We start from the raw sequence: 22,359 nt of genomic DNA on the forward strand, positions 1-22,359 counted from the left end.
ATGAAGAAAATGAATATTTTTGTAGTAGGAGCAAACGGACAAATTGGGCGTCATTTGATCCAAAAACTGGGAACAACCGAACATCAAGTTTACGCGGGTGTGCGAGATGTTGCCAACCAAGCGATTTATGATGAAGAAAATATCGCTTATGTTCCCTTTGATTTAACTTGGTCTTCAGAAAAAATGACGGAAGCCTTTCAAGAGAGTGAACTCGTCATCTTTGCTGCTGGTTCTCAAGGAAAAAATCTTTTACAAGTTGATTTAGACGGCGCAATCAAAACAATGATTGCAGCAGAGCAAGCAAATATCTCTCGTTATTTGATGATCAGTGCAGCTTTTGCGGATAACCGTGAGAAATGGCCTGAGTCAATGACTGATTATTATATTACCAAATATTATGCAGACGAATGGTTGAAAAATCAGACATCATTAGATTATGTCATACTACAACCTGTAGCTTTGACGAACGACGAGGAGGTCACTTCGATCCAATTGACCAAACCAGACGAAAAACCAGCTCAATCGATTACAAGAAAAACGGTAGCAGAAGTTTTAGCAGCGTTAGTGGATCAACCAAACATTTCAAAAACAACTGTTGTTCTATCTGAAGGATCAGCTACAGTATCGGATGCCATCAAACAACTTGTTGAGGAGGCTTGATCATGCGTGGAATCTCTATGAAACATCCCGGTTCAGCAGACGTTTTGACTGAAGTGGATGTCCCTAGACCTATTCCAAAAGCTGGGGAGTTATTGTTAAAAGTCCACACCGCTGCGGTCAATCGTACGGATATCATGCGTCGCGAAAATACTGCACTTCAAGCGCCTTACCCGATCTTAGGTGTAGAGGTTGCTGGTGAAGTCATTGAAAACGCAAGTGACCGTTCTGAGTTTTCAACTGGAACAAGAGTCTATGGTCTAGTGAATTTAGGTGGCTATGCAGAATATGCCGTAATCCCAGCAGATCGAGCAATCCTCTTGCCCGATTCCCTTGACTACGTATCAGCCGCTGGTATCGCTGAAGTTTTCTTGACTGCCTATCAAACCTTGTATTGGTTAGGAAAACTCCAAAAAAATGAGACTGTCTTGATTCATGCTGGTGCAAGTGGCGTTGGTACTGCAGCGATCCAATTAGCCAAACAATATTCGCAAGCACGCATCATCGTTACCGCAGGTTCAGCTGAAAAGTTAGCCTTTTGCCAAGAATTAGGCGCAGATGAAGTAATCAACTATAAAACGCAAGATTTCGCGGAGGAAGTAAAAAAGATAACTGATGGGCATGGCGTTGATGTCATCTTAGATTTCATCGGTGCTTCTTATTGGGAAAAAAATCTGGCATCGATTGCTGTAGATGGTCGCTGGGTCTTGATTGGCACACTAGGAGGCACAACAGTCGAGTCTCTTGATTTAAGCGTTTTGCTGCAAAAAAGAATCCAATTGATTGGTACGCTATTGACACCAAGAAGTGATGAATACAAAGCAAAACTGACTCAAGAGTTTATGAAAAACATCGATCCTTATTTTGAAACCGGAGCGATCCGTCCAATCATTGATCGAACCTTTCCATTATCAGAAGCAAAAGAAGCCCATGAATATATGGAAGCCAACAAAAACGTTGGAAAAATCATTTTGACAGTCAGTGAAACTTAAAAAGAGAACCTAGGGCATGCGCCTTAGGTTCTCTTTTTATATCATTTCTATTATTGTGCAGAGACAAATTTTGCTGCTTGTTGTCCTGCTTGACGTCCAAAAATAATGATTTCCGCTACAGAGTTTCCGCCGATGCGGTTTTCACCGTGTAAGCCACCAGTGACTTCACCTGCTGCGTAAAGTCCAGTGATCGGTTGTCCGTCTTTATCCACAACTTCTGTGTTCGTATTGATTTTGATTCCACCCATCGTATAGTGGATACCAGGTGCGATTTTGATCGCATAGTAGTTTGGTTTAGACAGATCATGCTCCATGGCTGTCGTACGACCAAATGCTGTATCGTCTTGATTGGCAACTTCTTCGTTCCAAGTTGTTACTGTTTGTGCTAATGTTTCTGCTGGTAAGTTGATTTTCTCTGCCAATTCTTCAATCGTCTCACCTGCAGTTACATAACCTTTTTCATCATAAAACTCAATGGCTGTTGCGCGATCGCGTACCCCTTGGTCAAAAATCAAATAAGCAGATTTTTCTGGCAATGCAGTGATTGCATCTGATACTTTGTCTCGTGTATTCATTTCGTTGACGAAACGCTCGCCATCTTGATCGACTAAGATCGCTCCTTCACCACGTACCACTTCTCCGATCAAGAATCCTTCATCTTGTTGAACCGTTGGATGGATCTGGATCTTATCCATATCGACCGTTTGACCGCCTAATTTTTCAATCATCTTGATACCATCGCCTGTTGATCCCACTTGATTCGTCGTTACATATCCTTCCAGATCTGGACGGTAAGTTTGGATGTATTGCTCACTCGCACCGAATCCACCAGTTGTAACAACTACAGCCTTACCAGTGATTTCTTTTGGTTCTTCCCCTTGGACTTGGACTGTTACTTGGTTAACTGTATCTCCCGTTTTTTGGATATCTGTCACTTCAGTATTTACAAAAATCGGGATTTGGCGTTCGTGGACATTTCGTAATAACCCATCGACTAAATAGCCACCAATAGCAGAACCATCAGAAGGGCGATGTGTTCGTCTTTCGCTCATTCCACCAGTGATCGTCAAGTTATCTAATTTAATGCCATTTTCATCTAACCACTCGATTGCAGCAGCCGAATGATCGACAAAATAGCGTAACATTTCTTTATCATTTGTGCCATTCGCACCTGCTAATGTTTCTTCATAAAAGGCGTCGTTCGAATCAGTGATACCTTCTTCTTCTTGGAATTTTGTTTCAGATGCGTTCATTCCACTTGAAGATTTTAATGTATTTCCACCAGCAACTGGCATTTTTTCAAAAATGACTGGATTCAAGCCTGCATCTTTTGCTTCGATTGCAGCTGCCATACCAGCTCCTCCTCCGCCGACGATGATCAAATCATATTCTTCTTTCATATCAGCTGGATTTGTGTAAGTTTGAGCAGACGCTCCGGATGATACTTCTGTTGATTCTTTTGTGGAAGAGCTACTGGATGCAGATTCTTTTTCATCAGGCGTACAGGCACCTAAGGCAAAAATTGCTGTAACTGTCAGTAACCCTTTAATTGTTTTCTTCATAGTTGTCCTCCTAAAATTTAACACTTACCCCATCATAAGTGATAGCATTCACAAATTCAACCAACAATTTACATTTTCCGTACTACTGGTATCTCACTCTTTTATAAATAACCATTAATATTCCAAATTTTTCAAGTTTTCGTTAGTAACTATCGAAAAACAGTCGAGTTTCTTGAATAAATAGTCAGGCAAAAAAAAATTTTTTTTTTGATCCAAACAGAAGATTTGGGCTTTTTTCATTAGACAAGTATAATCGATATGAAACACGAAGGAGCTCATTTATGAAATTTATCAAACATTTTTTTTCAAAAGGGAGTAAGTCTGCTGGGAAGGTCACTCATGCGATTTACATCATTTTACGTATCATTGTGGTGGTCATGCTCGTCGACCAATTGATCGACCGGAACATGGGGAATATCATGCTCTTATTATTAACTTTATTATTGTTTGAAATCCCCTATTTACTAGAAAAATTACTAAAGATCCAAATCCCTAACACACTGGAAATCATCATCTTATCCTTTATTTTCAGTGCCACTGTCTTGGGTGAATTAAGTGACTTTTATGGCTACTTTTCACTATGGGACACAGCGTTACACGCACTAAGCGGCTTCCTAGCAGGTGGTGTCGGTTTTTCTCTTGTCTATCTTTTGAACAAAAACACGAAAACAATGAATCTGACGCCATTACTAGTCGCTCTAGTCTCTTTCTGTTTTTCCATGACCGTAGGGGTTTTTTGGGAATTTATCGAATTCTCTGCGGATCAAGTCTTGCAGATGGACATGCAAAAAGATAACTATGTTGATCAGATCAACAGTGTCAAATTAAGTGAGGATGGCAACACCGTATATAAGATCAAAGATATCCAACAAACAACCGTCACATATAAAGATGAGCATGGCAAAACCAAAGAGTATGTCATGGCAGATGGGTACTTGGACATCGGGATCTTAGATACGATGAAAGATTTATTCGTCAATTTTATCGGAGCCCTTGTCTTCAGCGTTTTCGGCTATCTTTATACACGAAACGATTATCGGAAATTTACGTTCATCCGGAACTTCATCCCTAGAAAAAAAGGTGTGACCACACGGATGGATACTGCTGGAAACAAAAAAGAGTAGCTGGAGAAAAAGTAAATTTGATTTTAGTTTTTTACCTCAAGCCCAAATAACCGGCTGAACCATAAGCGATAATAGTCAGAAAAAAGGTGAAATCCACAGAAATTCAAAGAGTAATTTTTGGGGATTACACCTTATTTCTCGTGACCAAACACTTCTGTCCCACCTTTTTTTGTTTTGTAGGATCAATAGCCATGACCTTTTGAAGTTCTGTTTTTTTGTCTGTTGTAAACCAGTCACAAAAACAATGATTGACATATTTATCTAATGAATGGCCTAAATCATTCGAACGATCAGGATAAATTGCTAGATTTGGCAGAAATACCTGCTTGGAATCCTAATAAGCTATTTTACGCTGGAAATGGACAAGTAATGAACGTGAGGTTCTTTTCCATGCGAAATTTTTGTAGTATTTTAGCAAAACACCTTGCATTTTTTGGTGATTCAACTATCTCGAGTATCTGATTGACTCTTATAACTAAATCATCTGGACGATTTGTTGTTTTTTTATTAACAGGATTATACACACAAACCTCTTTCTAAGTTGACCTATTATTTCTTGATATTTAAATAACGTTGGTATATGAACTAATAACTTTAATACCTTAGTGAAGGATTTCCCACTTAGCGATCAACCTAATAATTCTCTAACATTGAAGCAATTTGAAGCGTTAGGAAAAAAATGAAATTCCTTTTTGTTTCTATCCTTAAAATCGTGTATACGGTATTCGCAAGCCAACTCCGTCAAAAATAAGCCGTGAAACCCAAAAATTTGAAGAACAATTTTCGGGTTTCACGGCTTATTTCTCGGAGCTGAATACTTCTGTCATCACCTATTTTTTAGGTGCCTTTTTTAATTTTCGATGATAAAATATCTATCACCATTTCATAATCGGGATTTTCGCTACCATCAAATTTCTCAGGGATGAACGTGAAACCTAAACTTTGATAAAGTTTGATTGCTGGATGACTCCATGTCTGTGTGTGTAAATAAATTGGACTTTGTGTCGTTATTTGCTGAAAACAACGGAGCACTTCGATCGTCAAACTTCTGGCAATCCCTTTTCCTTGATGTTCTGGCTTGACCGCTAACCAATGAAAAAGCGGATATTCTTTCTCACGAAGCTTCCACCAAGCAGTGCATGTGGCAATGCGTTCACCTTGTTCGTTGACCACAAAATACATGCGCTTTGCCAGTTCTTCTGGATAAGGGGCAAAAGCTTGGTCAAAGTAAACCAGTGCTTCCTCCACAGAGTCAAATTCACCGACTGCTGTTTCAATGATTGCCCAATCCTGCTCTGCGCCTGGTTGATACTTTTCAAAGCGATACTGCTGATTCAAGGGATAAGAAGGCAATTCTTCATTGAGTGGGCGTGTCATCCAAATCTCTGCATAGGGCAATTGCTTATCTAACATCACGCCACCTACTTTCCTTTAGCTTCTTTTTTCACCAATGATCCGTACTTCTGTTTCTAATGCGACATCAAACTTCTCTTTGATCACCTCTTGGATATGGGCAATCAACTCTGTATAATCAGTTGCTGTTGCATGGTCGATATTGACGATAAAGCCGGCATGTTTTTCCGAAATCTGTGCGCCGCCCCATTTCAAACCTTGTAAGCCTGCTTCTTGGATCAGTTGTCCTGTGAAGTGTCCTTCAGGTCGTTTGAAGACACTACCGCATGAAGGGTATTCCAATGGTTGTTTTGCTTCACGCAATTCCGTCAATTCGTCCATCCGACCTTTGATCATCTCATGATCACCAGGTGTTAATTGGAAACGAGCTTCTAAGACGATGGCCTCCATCTTCTGTAATTCACTGTGGCGATAAGAAAAGGCCATTTCTTCATTTGACAGAGTTTGGATCGTCCCATCACTTAATAATAAATCGACTTCTGCAAACACGTCTTTGATCTCCCCACCGTAAGCTCCTGCATTCATGTAGACTGCACCGCCGATACTTCCAGGAATCCCACAGGCAAATTCGAATCCTGTCAAAGATTCTGCTAAGGCTGCATACGTCGTATCGATCAGTTTCGCACCTGCTTCTGCAATCACCATCGTGCCTTCAACGCTGATTTGGTTCATCTCTGTCAACATGATGACCACGCCGCGTATCCCACCATCTTGGACGATCAAGTTACTTGCATTTCCTAATACCAACCATGGCACTTGGTTTTCTCGACAATAGTCAACTAACTGTTTGACTTCTGATTTGGTTTTGGGAAAAGCTAAAACATCTACCGGTCCACCGGTTTTGGTAAATGTATAATGACTTAACGGTTCATCAAGCAACAGATTCAACTCTGGATTTTTTTTAACGATATCTTCTTTATTCACTGAGGACTTTCCTTTCTTTTCAAACGTCCCCATCATTCTATCACGCTTAAAACAATCTTGCCAGTTTTGCTCAAAGCTGATGACGATAAAGATTATTCAACATCTCCTCACAAAGTGCATGGCTCTCATAAATGTTGGTTTGTTTTAACTTTTCATTATTTGGCGTCGGTTGTTGGATTTCTTCAAAAAATCGTTCAACCATTGGCACAAAACCACGTTTGCTCAGCGTGGTTTCCCAATCACCAAATTTCTTTATTTCCACCGTATCTGGTTTACGGATGACTAATTCTGTCAGATCACTCAATTCATAGGTTCCTTGTTTGCTCGTTACTTGATAGGTTTCAGTATTTGCACCACTTCCAAGATCCATCGTCACAATTGCCATTTGGTTCGCAGTTTCAAGTTGCAACATCGCTACTTCCATAGATCCTTCCTTTTCTCGGATATGAGAAGTTGTTTTGATCACTGGTTCGTCTAATAAATAAACAGCCGTGTCCACCAGATGCAAGAACAGATCGTAAATGACAAAAGCAGTTGTTTCTTTTGCCGCAATGCGATTTTTTTGTAACTGGATCAACCGTTTTTCTGGAATCGCTTTTAATTCTTCGACCATTGGGGCGAATCGTCGGTTGAAGCCCACCATTAAAATCACTTGATGTTGTTCTGCCAATTCTTGTAACTCTTGGATTTCTTTTAGGTCGACACTTAAAGGCTTGTCGATATAAACATGGATATTATGTTCCAAACATTTTTTAGCTAATTGAAAATGAACGCTTGTTGCCGCATGGATCATACATGCTTCGATCTCCTCTTCAATTAAGTCATCCAAAGACTCATACAAATGAGCAAATCCATAGGTTTTCTTCAGACGATCTTTCGTTACCTGATTACGTGTCGCAAAATAAAAATCAACCATTCCTTGTTTCCCTGCATATGTGGGTAAATATGCTTTTTCGGCAATGTTACCTACTCCTACTACGCCAATTTTCATGGTTTCCCTCCTGCTATCTGTTATTACTCTTATCTTACACTATTTTTAATAAAAATGAGGTACAATATAATCGGACAGACTTGATAGGAAAAGGAGCGTGTTTTTTTGAAACTGATTTCGTGGAATGTCAATGGTTTAAGAGCCATCGTCAACAAAAATTTTCTAGAAACATTTAAGGAATTTGATGCAGATTTCTTCTGTCTTCAAGAAACAAAGCTACAAGAAGGTCAAATCGACTTGGATTTACCAGGTTACCATCAATATTGGAATTATGCAGTCAAAAAAGGCTATTCAGGAACAGCGATCTTCGCCAAAGAACCTGCATTGAACGTTTCTTATGGAATGGGCATTGATGTCCATGATCAAGAAGGCCGATTGATCACGTTAGAATATCCTGAATTTTACTTAGTCACTTGCTATACACCAAATTCACAAAATGAATTGAAACGTCTCGATTACCGTTTAGAATGGGAATCTGCTTTTTATGATTATTTAGAAGAGTTGAAAAAACAAAAACCGGTAATTGTTTGTGGGGATCTAAATGTTGCCCATGAGAACATCGATTTGAAAAATTGGAAAACGAATCAAAAAAGTGCCGGTTTCTCTATCGAAGAACGAAACGCATTGTCTCATTTACTTGATAATGGTTTTGTAGATACTTTCCGTTACTTCTATCCAGAGTTAGAAGGTGTCTATTCTTGGTGGAGTTATCGTTTCAATGCTCGAAAAAACAATGCAGGTTGGCGTATCGATTATTTCTTGACGAGTGAAGATTTGACACCTCGTTTGGTTGATGCAAAAATCCATACATCGATTCTAGGTAGTGACCACTGCCCTGTCGAATTAATTATCGAATAGTTAGGATAGCAACGGAAGAAATTGGGTTGTCCCGATTTTCTTCCTTTGATCCTTCACTGGCACCATATTTACTTGATACATAGTCTGAAAAAGCTATTTCTTTTCATACAAATCTATGTTATGGTTTATTTTTTAAAGGAGGCTTATTTGAAAATGAATTTTATCGCGATGGACTTTGAAACTGCGAACCACCAATCTCATAGTGCGTGTTCCTTAGCCCTTGTCAAAGTGGAGAACAGTCAGATTGTCGATGAATTTTATACCTTGATCCAACCGGAAACGCCATTTTTCTGGCGGAACATCCAGATCCATGGTATCCGACCCGAAGATGTCCAACAGGCACCTAAATTTCCAGATGTTTGGCAGAAAATCGAAAAGTATTTCCAAAAAAACCGATTAGTCGTTGCGCATAACGCCGCATTTGATACAAAAGTATTAGCTGGTTGTTTAGATTATTATCAGTTGCCTCAACCGAACTATCTCTCATTGTGTACCGTCAAAACAAGTCGCCGCTTGTTTCCAGAAATGCCAAATCATCGCTTGAATACAGTTTGTGAAAATTTGGATATCACGTTGAAAAATCACCATGATGCGTTAGAAGATAGTCGAGCATGTGCGGAAATCTTGTTATATCAGGAAAAATATTTTGGGACAGACCCATTGAAAAAATTAGTCACAGTGAAATAGTTCAACTAGCTAAAATAAGCTAATTCTTGCATTTCTATTGGTTGATTCCCTCGTACGAAAGAATCAAAGATGATGATAAATAAAGAACCTGAAAAGTGGACAACTATTTTTCAGGTTCTTTGTTTTTGAAATCAGTTTATTTTATGCTCGATCGTTCGTTTCATCTTGATTATCGCCAATGATTGACCTTGTCTTCTCGAAGAGTCAACACTTTGGGTTTCCTCTTGAAACCCCATTTTTTGATAAAGATTTATGGCTCGTTGATTGCCCGCCAATACGTCAAGAACCAACGTACTAAATCGCGCATTTTCTGTAGCCCAAATGATTGCCTCCTCTAAAAGAATCTTACCTAACCCCATTCCCCAATATTCTTTCAAGATACTGATCCCTATTTCGCCATGACGGGGCAAGTCAGGTTTGGGAGCAACAGAAACAACACCTACCACCTGTTTTTTGACACAGGCTAAAAATAATAAATGTTCTGCACTTTCTTTTATTCGAGACAATTCAGTTGCAAGTACCTCTTTACTTTTATTGAGTGAACGCTCCTCAACAACAAAATAATCCGTTTCTTGTCTCGCTTGGCGTAGCATCACTAACAATCCTTCAGCATCTGATTTCTCCGCTTCTTTTAACGTCAGTTCAACATCATTAGCCATGAGAATTCGCCCATGCTTCATAGATACGTTTTTCAAACTCTTGACTATTCGGTCCGTATGATTGGAATTTCACATATCTTTTTTCTAATTCTGTATCACTTTTCTCAATAATCAGTTCCAAATAATCTTCAGGTAAAGCATCTTCTAATAGATTTCCCCACTCAATGACTGAAAGTCCATCACCTTCAAAATATTCATCTAATCCCAAATCAGCACCGCTAGCAGCGACACGATAGATATCCATATGGTACAAAGGCATTTTTCCTTGTGTATATTCCCGAATGATCGTATAGGTCGGACTCTTGATCATTTGAACGATGCCTAATCCTTTTGCAATTCCTTTTGTCAAAGTCGTTTTACCAGCACCTAGATCGCCAGTTAACACTAGATTATCTCCCGGACGAGCGACTTTTCCAATGATTTCTGCTAATTGGTCTGTCATCGCCACACTTGTTAATTCAATCATCATCATTTCTCCTCATTCTTTTTTGTCAGTATAACGTGTAATCCAACAAAAAAAAAGAAAAGAGTCAGGAATCCTCAGCTCCCTAGCCCTTTTCTTTTTAGATCTACTGTTCGATTAATCTAATAATGTTTGTGCACCTGTAATGATTGCTAATTTGTAGACATCTTCTTCATTAGCACCACGAGAAAGGTCACTTACTGGTTTGTTCAATCCTTGTAAGATTGGTCCGATTGCTTCAAAGTTACCAAAACGTTGAGCGATCTTGTAGCCAATGTTTCCTGATTGTAATTCAGGGAAGACAAAGACTGTTGCTTGACCTGCCACTTTAGAATCAGGGGCTTTTAATTGAGCGACTGCTGGAACGTAAGAAGCATCAAATTGTAATTCGCCATCGATCGTATATTGAGGCGCTAATTCTTTCGCGATTCTTGTTGCTTCAACCACTTTATCTACTTCAGGAGCTGCTGCAGAACCTTTTGTTGAAAAGCTCATCAATGCGATTTTTGGATCGATATCGAATAGTTCAGCTGTTTTTGCTGATTCCACAGCAATTTCAGCTAATTCTTGTGCGTTTGGATTCACGTTGATCGCACAGTCAGAAAAGACATACTTTTCTTGATCTCTACCGCGAACCATGATCATAGCACCACTTGTACGACTTACACCTGGTTTTGTTTTGATGATTTGTAGTGCTGGACGTACTGTATCTCCGGTTGAATGGATCGCTCCAGAAACCATACCATCAGCAATGCCCATATATGTAAGCATTGTTCCAAAGTAATTGACATCTTTTAAGATTTTTTCTGCTTGTTCTTTTGTTGCTTTTCCATTACGGCGTTCAACAAAAGCTTCGACCATTTCATCCCATTTTTCATAATCATTTGGATTGATGATCGTGAAGTTAGATGTTTGGATACCACGTGCATTTGCTGCTGCTTCAATTTCTTCTTTGCTGCCGATCAAAATCGGTTCAACTAATTCTTCTGCTTTTAAACGTGCTGCTGCTCCTAAAATTCTTGCATCCGTTGCTTCTGGAAACACGATTTTGATGCCGCGACGTACAATTTTAAATCTTAAACTATCAAACAATTCCACAAGATGACCCCCAGTTATTTTTATTAACTACCATGATACACTATTATCAAAAAAAAGAACAGTTTTAAATTTCTGTATCAGTCAAATAATGGATAATAATTAAGTTTTTCACATAATCCGGAAAAACTGCACTATAACAGGAAAGTGCTGTATCATTACACTGTTTTAGGCAGTTGCCAATCAATCGGTGTTTCACCCAGAGCAAGCAACGCATCATTCGTTTTTGAAAATGGTTTTGAACCAAAAAAGCCACGATGCGCCGATAATGGGCTTGGATGTGGGGCTGTTATTATAATGTGTCGACTTTTATCGATCATTTTCATTTTTTCTTGTGCAGGTTTCCCCCAAAGAATAAATACGATCGGTTTGTCTCGTTCATTCAGCTTTTCAATGATCGCATCCGTCAATTGTTCCCAGCCTTTTCCGCGATGAGAATAAGCTTGCCCTTCTCTGACAGTTAGTACAGTATTCAACAGCAGCACACCTTGTTTGGCCCAAGTCACTAAATTCCCATGAGAAACTGGTTCGATCCCTAAGTCATTCTTCAATTCCTTGTAGATATTGACCAGAGACGGTGGTGTTTTTACTCCTGGTTGTACGGAAAAAGAAAGACCATGCGCTTGATTTACTCCATGATAAGGGTCTTGTCCTAGAATCACGACTTTGACTTCTTCATAGGGAGTCAGCTCTAACGCTTCATAAACATGATACATATCCGGATGGATTTTTTGAGTTGCGTACTCATTTTTTAAAAATATTCTCAACTGCTGATAGTAATCTTTTTCAAATTCATCAGCTAATACTTCTTGCCAACTATTGTGGATGATTTTCTTCAAATTTCCCACCTCCTATTTTCCAGAATAACTCACAAATTATTTGTTAACAAGTCAAAATCTTCCATCTTATCTCGCATTAGTATGTTAAACTAGGAGGGAGAAAAGGAAAGGAACGGTAATCACATGATCAAATTAATTGCCTCTGATATGGACGGCACTTTACTCGATGCACATATGAGTATCTCAACAGAAAATACTGAAGCAATCCGCATGGCAAATGAGCTGGGTATTGAATTTATGGTCGCTACTGGACGTAACGCACAAGAAGCACGAGCAGCCTTAGATGAAGCAGGAATCGATTGTGCGATGATCACTTTGAATGGCGCGCAAGTTTTTGACAGATCCGGTAAGTCGCTTTTTACAGTACCAATTCCAAGTCCCCAAGCCATGACAGTTATGGATATTTTAGATGCAAATGGTATTTATTACGAGGTAGCGACAAACCAAGGATTGTATTCGGAAAGCCAACCAAAAAGAATCGAAAGCTTTGCTTCTTCCATTGCGACCCATATGCCCCATTTGACTTACAAAATGGCGATCGCCATGGCTTCAGCTAATCTTGAACTCTTACACATCACTTATGTTGACAGCATTCGCGAATTACTACTTGATGATAAACTTGAAGTCCTAAAAATCATCTGTTTCCATACTGAAGGTCCACGTATTTTAGGCCCTGTAGGGAAAGAAATCAGTAATTTAGGCGAACTGGCAGTGACCTCTTCTGGTCAAAATAATCTTGAAGTCAACCATAAAAATGCTCAAAAAGGAATCGCAGTTGCTCATGTCGCTCATGAACGAGGGATCACTTTAGATGAAGTCATGACGATCGGTGATAATTTCAATGATGTCAGCATGTTGCAAACCGCCGGCGTTAGTTTCGCTATGGGAAATGCAGAGATCGAAGTCAAAGATTACGCTAAATACTTAACAGACACGAACCTTGAATCGGGTGTTGGCAAAGCCATCTTACGCGCAATCAACGAAAATCTATAGTTGTTTGAAGAAAGAGGGGAACAAATATGTCAGAATTTTTCATTCAGGAAAAACAGCTGAGTCGTGCGACCCGGACAATCGTCAAAGACGAAAAAGGCAAATCACTTTTTTTGATGGTCGGCCGCTGGGGAACGAAAGGAGATGCTTTATCTCTTTATGCCATGAATGGAGATCTAGTCGCTCATATCAAACAAATCAGTCTGACATTTGGGACACGCTTTGAACTTTATAAAGATTTCGAAAAAGTCGGTACGATGCAAAAGATTTTCAATTGGCCAGGAGATTTTTATTATATTCGCCGATTACATTGGACTGTTCAAGGAGATATCTATAATCATCGTTATCAGATCCAGCATTTCAATGAACCAATCATGGAAATGGACAAAGCAACCCTCTTTACCGGTGATTATTATGTCCTTGATATCCCTTGTGAAGAAAATGCGCCTATCTGTATCTGTATTGCTGCTGTCCTTGATTACTGGCTCTATCGAAAAAACAAAGACAAAGAAACACCTCTTTCTTATCGCTTTGATGTCAACTAAAAATAAGGTTGTGACAGAAATGTCCAGCTCCGAGAAATAAGCCAGAAAACTCCGAAAATTGTCTTTCAAATTTTTGGAGTTTTCTGGCTTATTTTTAAAGGAGTTACTTCTGGAACACCGTTTATTCAGGTTTAAAGGGATCAGACAATCGATGTCACAGCTTCGTTTTTTCTTTTACACCTGTTTTCTTCTATAGAAAAGAAGTGTCACTACATAGATAAGCACTGCACCTACCATGATCCACAAATTATTTCTTTCCCCATTTGTTTGAGGGAAAAGCTGTTGATTTTGTGATTGTACATTCTTAGTCGAAGGATCATCATTATTGGTATTTGATTCAACAGCTAGCGCTACTTTATTTTCACGTCTATCGTTCATTTGCATCGTACCTGATCCATCGCTTTCAACTGTTCCTTCTCCACTGATAACAGGCTCGTCAGACTCGTTTGTTGATGAAACACTACTAGCACTACTTGTTGTGGTACTTGTATCTGATTGCTTTCCATTTTTACCTGGATAGGTACTGCTTTCACTCGTGCTTGGCTCTGTACTGCTTTCACTCGTACTTGGCTCTGTACTGCTTTCGCTCGTACTTGGCTCTGTACTGCTTTCACTCGTACTTGGTTCTGTACTGCTTTCACTCGTACTTGGCTCTGTACTGCTTTTACTTGTGCTTGGTTCTGTACTGCTTTTACTCGTACTTGGCTCTGTACTGCTTTCGCTCGTACTTGGTTCTGTACTGCTTTCACTTGTCCTTGGTTCTGTACTGCTTTTACTCGTACTTGGCTCTGTACTGCTTTCACTCGTACTTGGTTCTGTACTGCTTTCACTTGTCCTTGGTTCTGTACTGCTTTCACTCGTACTTGGCTCTGTACTGCTTTCGCTCGTACTTGGTTCTGTACTGCTTTCACTCGTACTTGGTTCTGTACTGCTACTTGTTGTATCTGTCGTGTCATCATGCGTATTTGGTACAGCAAAAATTTCATTTGGGTCCCAACGATTTGTTGTAGCATTCAAGATCACATTTTTCCCTATGATCGTTCCATCTTGACTTTGATTGACTGTAATATCCGCACAAGGTGCAATAATCGTTCCTTGGAAAGGTGCATTGATTTCTAATTTTTCTGTTAGATTACCAAAATTCCAAGAAATATTGGCATCAGAAAAATCTTCTGTTTGATGATTGGAACGTTTATTATATTGGATCTGGGATTGTACCGAAAAATTAGTCGGTGCATCGACAACATTGATTATAAGCACTTTTCCCTCAGGATTGTTGATTCGTAAGGGGGTATTCTTTGCCAGAACAGAAGCAGCAACATTGATGACATAGGGCTGGTCCCCAACCAGATCTGTACAGTCAATCACACGATTATTCATATCAGGGAAATCATCTGGCGTATATGTTTTTAATGGATCTAATGACATCAACATATTTGATGTCAGCATTAAATTTTCAAACTCTTTGTTGAAATCAATATATTGAGCATCTTCTCGATCTTGATAGAACTCATCCACTGATAAATGATCCAATCTTGTTCCATTGACAATTATTTTATCGTTTTCCGTCGTGATCACATTGTTTGGTCCCACAATAAATTTATTCGATCGTTTAACAGAAGCCGCAGTTTCTGCTGAGCTAATGATTGTCTCAACGGATTGTGCATAATTGATCTCTTTATTTAAATCCCCTGTACTGATCGATGTACCGAAGTTATTCGTTGCTGATAAAACACTCGTTGCTACATTCCCCTCTGTATGCGCATTGATGGTCGTTTTTTCTTTTGCGAACACATGGAACTGAGAAGCAATCCCTAATACCCCATAATCACCAGTCAAATCATCATAAACACTTCCTGGATCTTGTGGAAGAAATGTCTCAGCAATTACTTGGATTGGAAAAAATAAATGGAGAAGCAAAACAGACATTAGGGAAAGATTCACAACTTTATTTTTGAACATTTTTTCATCTCTTTTCATCAATATATGAAATTTCATAACATAAAAACATTCGTAATTATATTCCTAAAAATCGATAAAATACATATTTTTCTGAAATTATATAGAAAAATTACATTAATTTCATACATTCTTCATTTAACATAACGTATAGTATTTATATTCTTTCACAATTATTTTTGAATTATGTGATATTCCTCACTTTTTTATTAATAAAAAAAGACACACCTTTTCAGGTATGCCTGCATTTTGTTAATCTGGTAAGCTTGATTGAGCAATAAAAACTCACTAGACGATTTTCTTTTGCATATGATCATACAGATGTCCACTAATCGTTCGTTCCCCGATTACTTTGAACCCATGGCGCTCGTACAATTTTCTAGCTTGCGGGTTTTGCTTATCGCAACTTAGTCCAATGACATCGCGGTTTTGTTTTTTGACGATTGGTGGCAATGCTTCTAACAAAGAGGAACCGATTCCTTGTCCTCTAAATTCTTCTGAAACACAGATAGAATCTAAATACCATTCATCAGGGAATGTTTCTCTATCCGTAAACATTTTTACTTGCTCATAAATGCCATGCTTTTGTAAGATTTTTTCTAACGGCTGGTCGATGATTGGTTCTTCTTCGTCTGTATAACCGTAAACGATTCCTGCTACCTTGCCTTCTCGCTCATCAACGATCCCTCTTGTATAGCTGTAACGATAGTCTGGGTCTGTAATGGCTTCTTCCAATACTTCTAATGTTTTTTCTTCACCGTACTTTAAAAGAAACGGTAAGTCCATATCTTTCAATATAACTAAAATAAGCGGAGCGATAGCTGCCGCATCTTCTTTTTTTGCATTACGAATCATTTCTGACACTCCTTTTTTTCATTTTACCATAATGAAATCTCAGAGCAAAACAGCTAATTCAAATAATCTTCAATTTTTTGTGTCACGAAATAACCATTCGAAACGATTGTTTTTGCTTCAAAACGACAGTAGGGGCAAACAATCGGCATCTCTTTTTTTACGTGTTCGACGATATGATTTACTTCTTCATAAGTGAATTTTTTTCCACAGTTTGGACAAACCATTTTTTGCATGATTCCCTCAATCCCTTCTTTGTTTTACACTTTTAGATTACTCTTATCTATAAAAAAAGAGAAGTGAAACCACTTCTCTTTCAAGCACTGATCAATACATCTTCTAAATGATTCATTCCATCGACGGCTACAGAATAATACAATTGACCACTTTTTGTCGTGATTTCCCAACTTTTTGCTTTCCCGTGATGTTTTCCGACTTTATGGACTGCTTCTTTCATTGCTGCCTGTGGATGTTTCACTTGATGGATCGTTTTCAAGTGAAAGAATTGCCCTGGTTCGTTTCGGCTTTCATCAACAACCATCGTCTTTCCTGAGATTGGATTCACTGTGATCACTCGATTGGGAGTATAAAAAATATATTCATACATCTTTTTATTACTTTGTTCTTCGTCTAATTGGTTGAACTGGATACGACTGACTTTCTCTTCATGGTACTCATCTCGCAAAATAGACACTGCCTTTTGCAATGAGATTTGATATTCTTGGTCACTGATGTCATCAAAAGAAAAGTTTGCATCCAATAGTCCTAACGAAGCCGCTAAGCTAACAATGATAGCAATCGATGCTGCAATGATTATTTTTTTCATTCCACTCTCTCCCCGTTTTTTTTTAGAATAACAAGAAATAGGAAAGAAAAAAATCGAATGAACGGAAGAAAAAGTGACAAATTTGTTACCTTTATTCGTGTAACTCCAACGGCAATCCGTCCGGATCAAAAAAGAAAGTCATTTTTTCGCCTGTAAAGGTATCGATACGGACTGGTTCAGTTTCAATCCCCAATCCTTGTAGTTCCGCGACTGTTTCTTCGATATGTTCCACTTTGAATGCTAAGTGCCTCAAACCACAAGCTTCTGGATAGCTCGGTCTTTTAGGTGCGTCTTTGATGCCAAAAATCTCAAGCTCCATATCTCCTAGTTTTAAATCTAGCTTATAATCGCCACGGTCTTCTCGATAATTTTCACGAATAACTTCAAAACCTAGCAAATCAACATAAAAAGCACGTGACTTTTGGTAATCCGACACAATGATCGCAACATGGTGAACGGTTGTTAAATTCATTCTCACACTTCCAATCTTTTTGTTTCCTTTATCTTATCAATACTTTTAGACATAGCATAGATTTTTCTCCCGCTGCACAAAAAAAGAGAGACCACATCAAATGGCCTCCTACTTTTCATCGTTTGAAAGTAAATGTTTCTCAGAAAACAATCAAATCGAATAATAACATATATTTTTTTAAAATGAAAGACTAGAAATAAATTTTAAAAGGAATACAATAATTTGTGTCTCTAAAATAAACAGACACTATATATTGTGTTTCAAGGAGTTTTTTATTATGAGTAATTATTTCAGATTTTTGATTCATCAATTGAAAGGTTGGCCTCAACAAAATTATTATCTATTCTATTTTAGCCTAGGTTGCCAAGTCATGACACTTGTGAATCAGCCAATCACTTGGTTATCGATCATTACCTTTATCGGGACAAATCTAGGGGTGTTATGTATTTTATCAATCAATGCCGCTAAATCAGTCAACGGTATTCTAGGAATTCTCTCTGCTATTTGTTTTATCGTCGTTGGCTTTTCTGCCAAAAACTATTTAAGTATCGGCGAACAAATTGCTTACATGGTCACATTGGATATCCCAGTTTTATTAAGTAAAGAATGGAATCATAATATGGCTTCTAAAATTCGAGAATTTAGTGGAAAAAGTTGGTTGATTGCATTAACCGGGACTGTTTTCGTTTACTTGATTTCAGGTTATTTGATTGGTACGTATACAGACGACCCTCGTCCTTGGATCGATGCCATTGCTTTTTCGATCAGTCTTTCTGCCGGCATCATTAGCTTCCTTCGCTACAACAATCAGTATTATTGGTGGCTTGCTTCTGGTCTTGCACAAATGGTCTTATGGTATGTTTCCTATACCCATGGGTCTGCTAGTTTAGCTATGTTTATCAATAGCTCTGTTTACTTGATCAATGACTTATTAGCCTTTACTGTCTCTCCTTGGTACAACAAAAAAGAAAGAGCGCGCATGCAGCGCATGGAAGCAGAATATTTTTCGCACCATGTTTCTTGATGGAAAACAATAAATAAACTTGTACTAGAAATTGGTTTGTTTTTCAAACCTCTTACTAAAGCGAGAAAGTCACCCAAAATAGGATGGGACTTTTCTCGCTTATTTCTAGGTATCGTCATACCAAGATTCTCTCAGCGGTTCGAGTCAACTAAATCAAATCCTTGAGCAACATTCTAATGTCTTCATCCATCGTTTGTATCACTGATTCCAATTCTTGGAATTTTTTTAATGCAAGCTGTTGTTCTGAAGTAAATACATAGTCTGCTTGTTCATATTCTTGGATAAAAGAGGCGACTGATTGTTTTTTGATTTTCTTTGCAAGTTCTTGCCATTCAGTTTCTGTCACAGTTTTTGTTGTAGCTTGCTGTTTTTCTTCGCGTTCTTTGCGTAAAATCTTTAGAAAACCATTTCTCATCACCCGAGGGATACTATCGAAAAAACCAGTTGTAAATCCATAACGCTGATATTGTTGCCAAACAAAATAATAAATTTGCGGTTGGATAAAACGCTGTTCTTTTGCTAATCGATCGACGTCTACAGCTTCATTCTTCGATCCTTCTCGCAGATTAGCGATAAACTCTGCAAAAAAAGCGACAGATGGTTGGCTTGTCTCAGCCATTGAAACAGATGACCAATCTTTTCGAAGAAATAGTTGATAATTAGTCAAGAACGCTTCAACATCTTTAGTCAAATCTTCTGAAAAATCCTCAAATAATGATTTTTTCTCAAGGATTTTTTTCGGCTTTTCTTTTGCCTGATAGCTCACTTGTTGGATGTACTTTTCCATTGCTTGATAGTCTGCCAGATAAATCGGTAACTGGGCATGACGAAATTCAGTGAGTCGTTTAGTCAGCTTTTTATCTGGTAAAATCGGTTGTTTCAGCCGGCGATTATGATACAACATTAGACAATATTCTTGCCAGAGTCGTTCAGGAAAGGCAATATTTTGTTGTTTCAGCCAGAGGATCTCATCCAGCGCTAGATCCACTTTAGTCATTCCCTGATTGATCGACGCTGCAACTGTTGGACTAACGTGCAAGTGTTCTGCAAAATGATTGATCCCTAGTTTTAATTCCTTACCCGTTTTAGGGGAACGAACGATGTATTGGACTTTCAGTTCACGGCCACATTCACAATAAAGTTTCTGTTGCCTACGTGATGTGCGATAAAATGGATTGATCTTAAAGTCAGAAAAAATCCAATCCGTTGCTGCTAAATAGTTTTCTTCCAAAAACCGTGAGTGGATCAAGTAACGACGATGTTGATCCATGACAATTCGTTGTTGTTTCGTCAATCGTTCATAGATTTCCCATCGTTGGCTACTTGTATATTGTTTGGAGATTTTTATTGGGTAGTGTTGCTTGATTTCTTTTGGGAACCATTCATCAAAAATTGCTTGCCAACTTTCATTCATACCTTTCACCTGCCTTTCTAAATTAAGAGAGTAAAAATAAATACGTTCAAAGAGCAACAAAAAAGCCGAAAATAATGTGAGCTATTTTCGGCTTTTCGCTTTTTTCATACGTGAAGCTGAGGTTGTGACAGGAGTGTCTTGCACTTGCTGCGCTTCAGCTAACTATCAGTGAGTTGTTCCTGCGTTACCTGAAATATCTTCTTTGTTGTTGACTGCTGCTTCTACCGCATAAGTCAATGAAGCCGCAATATCATCAAGTGACATTGCCGGTGTCCCTACAGGGCGATCGATGACTTGATCTGGTGAGAATGGTACATGGATAAAGCCTCCACGAATCGTTGGGAACTCTGTTTCGATCAAGTGTAACAATCGATACATGATGTCGTTGCAAACAAACGTACCAGCTGTATAAGAAATATAGGCTGGTAAACCATGTTCATGGACATTTTTTGTCATTGCTTTGATTGGTAATGAAGTAAAGTAAGCAGCTGGGCCGTCTGCTTCTAACGGCGTATCAAATGGCTGGTTACCTTCATTATCTGCAATACGTGCTTCAGCTAGATTGATTGCTACGCGTTCAAAAGAAATCGCTGAACGTCCACCCGCTTGACCAACACAAATCACGATTTCAGGTTGATGTTCTTGGATTGCTTCTTTTACGACTTGACCACTTTTACCAAAAACAGTGGGAACTTCTAATTTGATGATTTCTGCACCGGCAATCTCAGACGGCATTTTTTTGACTGCTTCATAGGCAGGATTTACTTTATCTCCACCAAATGGATCAAAACCAGTTACGAGTACTTTCATTTTTCATTCCTCCATTATTCTATAAAATGATGCGCTCAATTCATCCTTCAAAGATTTAACTAAACATTAAAATTTGATTGTTTCTCACTCGTGTATTTAGTACTTTCAGTAAGTCATTCCTATTAGAAGGACTCAGTGTCTATCTATTTTAACAAAAAACAGTCAATAATGAAATGCTTAGCTGTTCAGAAAAAGAATCAATCTTCTCCATATTTTATGGAAATCATTGATTCTTTTTCGCTCAAGATACTATTTAAATAAAATCATATAGATGATTTGGAAAACCAGCATGAATACAGCAACAAATAGTTGATTCTTGATCACGCCGTATTTATCTTTCATTTCTAACATCGCCACTGGTACTACGTTAAAGTTAGCAGCCATCGGTGTCAACAACGTTCCACAGAAACCGCATGTCAACGCGACCATACCGATCAATGCTGGATTAGCCCCTTGACTAAAGACAAAAGGTGCACCGATTCCGACTGTCATGACGGTGATTGCCGCAAAAGCATTCCCCATGATCACTGTAAATAGAACCATTCCTAGCGCATAGATGATGATACCAATATTGACATTTCCTTCTGGAACGATCGTACCGACTGCACTAGAAATCACGGTACCAACACCTGCACTCGTGAAGACCGCACCCAATGAAGCTAAGAGCATCGGTAACATACTTAAAGGACCGACTGTACCTAACATGTCTGAAGCATCATCCAAGAAAGTCGTTGGTCGATTATCTCTTGAAAAGAACATCAAGATCAACATCGCTACAAATACCCCAACACCTACACCGACTAAAGCACCTAAATCAGTGAATAGTGCGAATAAAATGGCAAAGATCCCAATACTCAATGCCGGAATAAAGATTTTCATCCCTAATTTATCTGACATTTTTTCCATGTATTCTTTTGATGGCAAACGACTTGCACCTTTACTCACTCTTTTGGTGATTGCTGGGATCGTCATCGCGAAAATCAAGATTCCGTTGTAAGTTGGAGATATCCAACGTCCAGCAGCAATCACGACTCCTAAAACTGTCCAGAAAAAGGCAGAACCAAATCGATGAGGATTACTTTTATCAAAGGCATTACGAAGGCCCGTATAGATCAAGACTAGTCCCATCAAGATATATAAGATTTCCAATAATTTTTCACTTAACAATATTTCAGAATTTGTAAAAAAGTTCAAAAAATCCAT

At 38.6% G+C, this 22,359-nt stretch carries 24 protein-coding genes; 8 read left to right on the forward strand and 16 right to left on the reverse strand.

Annotation, left to right across the window (positions count from 1 at the left end; all coding sequences use genetic code 11):
- Positions 1–9: 9 nt before the first annotated feature.
- Both IGK01_RS10215 and IGK01_RS10220 read left to right on the forward strand, forming a co-directional pair.
- On the forward strand, positions 10–660 hold the full coding sequence (locus IGK01_RS10215; RefSeq protein ID WP_438748427.1) for an NAD(P)-binding oxidoreductase: 651 nt from the start codon (positions 10–12) through the stop codon (positions 658–660).
- 2 nt (positions 661–662) lie between these two features.
- Positions 663–1,649: an NAD(P)H-quinone oxidoreductase gene (locus IGK01_RS10220; RefSeq protein ID WP_010734772.1), complete on the forward strand. Its 987-nt coding sequence runs from the start codon at positions 663–665 to the stop codon at positions 1,647–1,649.
- 50 nt (positions 1,650–1,699) lie between these two features.
- Here IGK01_RS10220 and IGK01_RS10225 read toward each other — a convergent pair whose 3' ends face one another.
- Positions 1,700–3,211, reverse strand: coding sequence for a flavocytochrome c (locus tag IGK01_RS10225; protein WP_137072690.1), 1,512 nt, complete (start codon positions 3,209–3,211; stop codon positions 1,700–1,702).
- Between the two features lie 281 nt (positions 3,212–3,492).
- On the opposite strand from IGK01_RS10225, the gene IGK01_RS10230 reads away from it, so the two are divergent.
- Entirely contained in the window at positions 3,493–4,335 is an 843-nt protein-coding gene (locus IGK01_RS10230; RefSeq protein WP_023520102.1) for a hypothetical protein, read from the forward strand.
- 837 nt (positions 4,336–5,172) lie between these two features.
- Here IGK01_RS10230 and IGK01_RS10235 read toward each other — a convergent pair.
- The 3 genes from IGK01_RS10235 to IGK01_RS10245 form a co-directional block, all read right to left on the reverse strand.
- Positions 5,173–5,748: a GNAT family N-acetyltransferase gene (locus IGK01_RS10235; RefSeq protein ID WP_137072692.1), complete on the reverse strand. Its 576-nt coding sequence runs from the start codon at positions 5,746–5,748 to the stop codon at positions 5,173–5,175.
- An 18-nt stretch (positions 5,749–5,766) separates the two neighbouring features.
- Complete coding sequence (murB, locus tag IGK01_RS10240; RefSeq protein WP_062804841.1) at positions 5,767–6,672, reverse strand: UDP-N-acetylmuramate dehydrogenase; 906 nt, start codon at positions 6,670–6,672, stop codon at positions 5,767–5,769.
- A 70-nt stretch (positions 6,673–6,742) separates the two neighbouring features.
- Complete coding sequence (locus tag IGK01_RS10245) at positions 6,743–7,663, reverse strand: Gfo/Idh/MocA family protein (protein WP_077151088.1); 921 nt, start codon at positions 7,661–7,663, stop codon at positions 6,743–6,745.
- A 105-nt stretch (positions 7,664–7,768) separates the two neighbouring features.
- On the opposite strand from IGK01_RS10245, the gene IGK01_RS10250 reads away from it, so the two are divergent.
- The gene (locus tag IGK01_RS10250; RefSeq protein ID WP_023520106.1) at positions 7,769–8,521 is read left to right on the forward strand and encodes an exodeoxyribonuclease III; all 753 of its coding nucleotides are present in this window, start codon (positions 7,769–7,771) and stop codon (positions 8,519–8,521) included.
- A gap of 153 nt (positions 8,522–8,674) precedes the next feature.
- Complete coding sequence (locus tag IGK01_RS10255; protein WP_010734765.1) at positions 8,675–9,208, forward strand: 3'-5' exonuclease; 534 nt, start codon at positions 8,675–8,677, stop codon at positions 9,206–9,208.
- Between the two features lie 131 nt (positions 9,209–9,339).
- Here the strand turns inward: IGK01_RS10255 and IGK01_RS10260 are convergent, their stop codons facing one another.
- From IGK01_RS10260 to IGK01_RS10275, 4 genes are all read right to left on the reverse strand, one after another.
- Positions 9,340–9,867 (reverse strand): GNAT family N-acetyltransferase, encoded by a 528-nt coding sequence (locus IGK01_RS10260; protein ID WP_023520107.1) that lies wholly within the window; start codon positions 9,865–9,867, stop codon positions 9,340–9,342.
- Positions 9,860–10,333 carry a tRNA (adenosine(37)-N6)-threonylcarbamoyltransferase complex ATPase subunit type 1 TsaE gene (tsaE, locus tag IGK01_RS10265; RefSeq protein ID WP_409173532.1) on the reverse strand — a complete coding sequence of 158 codons (474 nt, stop codon included), beginning with the start codon at positions 10,331–10,333 and terminating at the stop codon, positions 9,860–9,862. Before tsaE ends, IGK01_RS10260 begins: the two co-directional genes overlap by 8 nt.
- A 114-nt stretch (positions 10,334–10,447) precedes the next feature.
- Positions 10,448–11,428 (reverse strand): phosphate acetyltransferase, encoded by a 981-nt coding sequence (gene pta / locus IGK01_RS10270; RefSeq protein WP_010734762.1) that lies wholly within the window; start codon positions 11,426–11,428, stop codon positions 10,448–10,450.
- Positions 11,429–11,583: 155 nt separating this feature from the next.
- Positions 11,584–12,264, reverse strand: a complete 681-nt coding sequence (locus IGK01_RS10275; RefSeq protein ID WP_023520109.1) for a uracil-DNA glycosylase — start codon at positions 12,262–12,264, stop codon at positions 11,584–11,586.
- 123 nt (positions 12,265–12,387) lie between these two features.
- On the opposite strand from IGK01_RS10275, the gene IGK01_RS10280 reads away from it, so the two are divergent.
- Complete coding sequence (locus IGK01_RS10280) at positions 12,388–13,257, forward strand: Cof-type HAD-IIB family hydrolase (protein ID WP_023520110.1); 870 nt, start codon at positions 12,388–12,390, stop codon at positions 13,255–13,257.
- 26 nt (positions 13,258–13,283) lie between these two features.
- Positions 13,284–13,799 (forward strand): LURP-one-related/scramblase family protein, encoded by a 516-nt coding sequence (locus tag IGK01_RS10285; protein ID WP_010734759.1) that lies wholly within the window; start codon positions 13,284–13,286, stop codon positions 13,797–13,799.
- Positions 13,800–13,973: 174 nt separating this feature from the next.
- On the opposite strand, the gene IGK01_RS10290 is transcribed toward IGK01_RS10285, so the two are convergent.
- The 5 genes from IGK01_RS10290 to gloA2 form a co-directional block, all read right to left on the reverse strand.
- Entirely contained in the window at positions 13,974–15,761 is a 1,788-nt protein-coding gene (locus IGK01_RS10290) for a hypothetical protein (RefSeq protein ID WP_438840724.1), read from the reverse strand.
- Positions 15,762–16,046: 285 nt separating this feature from the next.
- Positions 16,047–16,613: a GNAT family N-acetyltransferase gene (locus IGK01_RS10295; RefSeq protein ID WP_023520112.1), complete on the reverse strand. Its 567-nt coding sequence runs from the start codon at positions 16,611–16,613 to the stop codon at positions 16,047–16,049.
- A gap of 53 nt (positions 16,614–16,666) precedes the next feature.
- Positions 16,667–16,846, reverse strand: coding sequence for a hypothetical protein (locus IGK01_RS10300; RefSeq protein WP_010734755.1), 180 nt, complete (start codon positions 16,844–16,846; stop codon positions 16,667–16,669).
- Positions 16,847–16,926: 80 nt separating this feature from the next.
- Positions 16,927–17,436 carry a hypothetical protein gene (locus tag IGK01_RS10305; RefSeq protein WP_153830274.1) on the reverse strand — a complete coding sequence of 170 codons (510 nt, stop codon included), beginning with the start codon at positions 17,434–17,436 and terminating at the stop codon, positions 16,927–16,929.
- Positions 17,437–17,527: 91 nt separating this feature from the next.
- The gene (gloA2, locus tag IGK01_RS10310; protein WP_010734753.1) at positions 17,528–17,908 is read right to left on the reverse strand and encodes an SMU1112c/YaeR family gloxylase I-like metalloprotein; all 381 of its coding nucleotides are present in this window, start codon (positions 17,906–17,908) and stop codon (positions 17,528–17,530) included.
- 277 nt (positions 17,909–18,185) lie between these two features.
- Between gloA2 and pnuC the strand changes: the two genes are divergently transcribed.
- A complete protein-coding gene (pnuC, locus tag IGK01_RS10315) occupies positions 18,186–18,932 on the forward strand; it encodes a nicotinamide riboside transporter PnuC (protein ID WP_010734751.1) in 747 nt (248 codons plus the stop codon).
- Positions 18,933–19,080: 148 nt separating this feature from the next.
- On the opposite strand, the gene IGK01_RS10320 is transcribed toward pnuC, so the two are convergent.
- From IGK01_RS10320 to IGK01_RS10330, 3 genes are all read right to left on the reverse strand, one after another.
- Positions 19,081–20,346, reverse strand: coding sequence for a hypothetical protein (locus tag IGK01_RS10320; protein WP_438840725.1), 1,266 nt, complete (start codon positions 20,344–20,346; stop codon positions 19,081–19,083).
- Between the two features lie 165 nt (positions 20,347–20,511).
- Positions 20,512–21,156, reverse strand: coding sequence for a pyroglutamyl-peptidase I (gene pcp, locus IGK01_RS10325; RefSeq protein WP_010734749.1), 645 nt, complete (start codon positions 21,154–21,156; stop codon positions 20,512–20,514).
- Between the two features lie 249 nt (positions 21,157–21,405).
- On the reverse strand, positions 21,406–22,350 hold the full coding sequence (locus IGK01_RS10330; protein WP_034691805.1) for a DUF979 domain-containing protein: 945 nt from the start codon (positions 22,348–22,350) through the stop codon (positions 21,406–21,408).
- Between the last annotated feature and the right edge of the window lie 9 nt (positions 22,351–22,359).

This window comes from Enterococcus sp. AZ080, assembly GCF_051714945.1.
Classification (GTDB): Bacteria; Bacillota; Bacilli; order Lactobacillales; family Enterococcaceae; genus Enterococcus_B; species Enterococcus_B pernyi.

Excerpts from the sequence above, each read along its gene's own strand:
- IGK01_RS10215 (WP_438748427.1), top strand. The coding sequence starts at position 10 with ATGAATATTTTTGTAGTAGGAGCAAACGGACAAATTGGGCGTCATTTG.
- IGK01_RS10220 (WP_010734772.1), top strand. The coding sequence starts at position 663 with ATGCGTGGAATCTCTATGAAACATCCCGGTTCAGCAGACGTTTTGACT.
- IGK01_RS10225 (WP_137072690.1), bottom strand. The coding sequence starts at position 3,211 with ATGAAGAAAACAATTAAAGGGTTACTGACAGTTACAGCAATTTTTGCC.
- IGK01_RS10230 (WP_023520102.1), top strand. The coding sequence starts at position 3,493 with ATGAAATTTATCAAACATTTTTTTTCAAAAGGGAGTAAGTCTGCTGGG.
- IGK01_RS10235 (WP_137072692.1), bottom strand. The coding sequence starts at position 5,748 with ATGTTAGATAAGCAATTGCCCTATGCAGAGATTTGGATGACACGCCCA.
- IGK01_RS10245 (WP_077151088.1), bottom strand. The coding sequence starts at position 7,663 with ATGAAAATTGGCGTAGTAGGAGTAGGTAACATTGCCGAAAAAGCATAT.
- IGK01_RS10255 (WP_010734765.1), top strand. The coding sequence starts at position 8,675 with ATGAATTTTATCGCGATGGACTTTGAAACTGCGAACCACCAATCTCAT.
- IGK01_RS10260 (WP_023520107.1), bottom strand. The coding sequence starts at position 9,867 with ATGGCTAATGATGTTGAACTGACGTTAAAAGAAGCGGAGAAATCAGAT.
- tsaE (WP_409173532.1), bottom strand. The coding sequence starts at position 10,333 with ATGATTGAATTAACAAGTGTGGCGATGACAGACCAATTAGCAGAAATC.
- IGK01_RS10280 (WP_023520110.1), top strand. The coding sequence starts at position 12,388 with ATGATCAAATTAATTGCCTCTGATATGGACGGCACTTTACTCGATGCA.
- IGK01_RS10285 (WP_010734759.1), top strand. The coding sequence starts at position 13,284 with ATGTCAGAATTTTTCATTCAGGAAAAACAGCTGAGTCGTGCGACCCGG.
- IGK01_RS10290 (WP_438840724.1), bottom strand. The coding sequence starts at position 15,761 with ATGTTCAAAAATAAAGTTGTGAATCTTTCCCTAATGTCTGTTTTGCTT.
- IGK01_RS10295 (WP_023520112.1), bottom strand. The coding sequence starts at position 16,613 with ATGATTCGTAATGCAAAAAAAGAAGATGCGGCAGCTATCGCTCCGCTT.
- IGK01_RS10300 (WP_010734755.1), bottom strand. The coding sequence starts at position 16,846 with ATGCAAAAAATGGTTTGTCCAAACTGTGGAAAAAAATTCACTTATGAA.
- IGK01_RS10305 (WP_153830274.1), bottom strand. The coding sequence starts at position 17,436 with ATGAAAAAAATAATCATTGCAGCATCGATTGCTATCATTGTTAGCTTA.
- gloA2 (WP_010734753.1), bottom strand. The coding sequence starts at position 17,908 with ATGAATTTAACAACCGTTCACCATGTTGCGATCATTGTGTCGGATTAC.
- pnuC (WP_010734751.1), top strand. The coding sequence starts at position 18,186 with ATGAGTAATTATTTCAGATTTTTGATTCATCAATTGAAAGGTTGGCCT.
- IGK01_RS10320 (WP_438840725.1), bottom strand. The coding sequence starts at position 20,346 with ATGAATGAAAGTTGGCAAGCAATTTTTGATGAATGGTTCCCAAAAGAA.
- pcp (WP_010734749.1), bottom strand. The coding sequence starts at position 21,156 with ATGAAAGTACTCGTAACTGGTTTTGATCCATTTGGTGGAGATAAAGTA.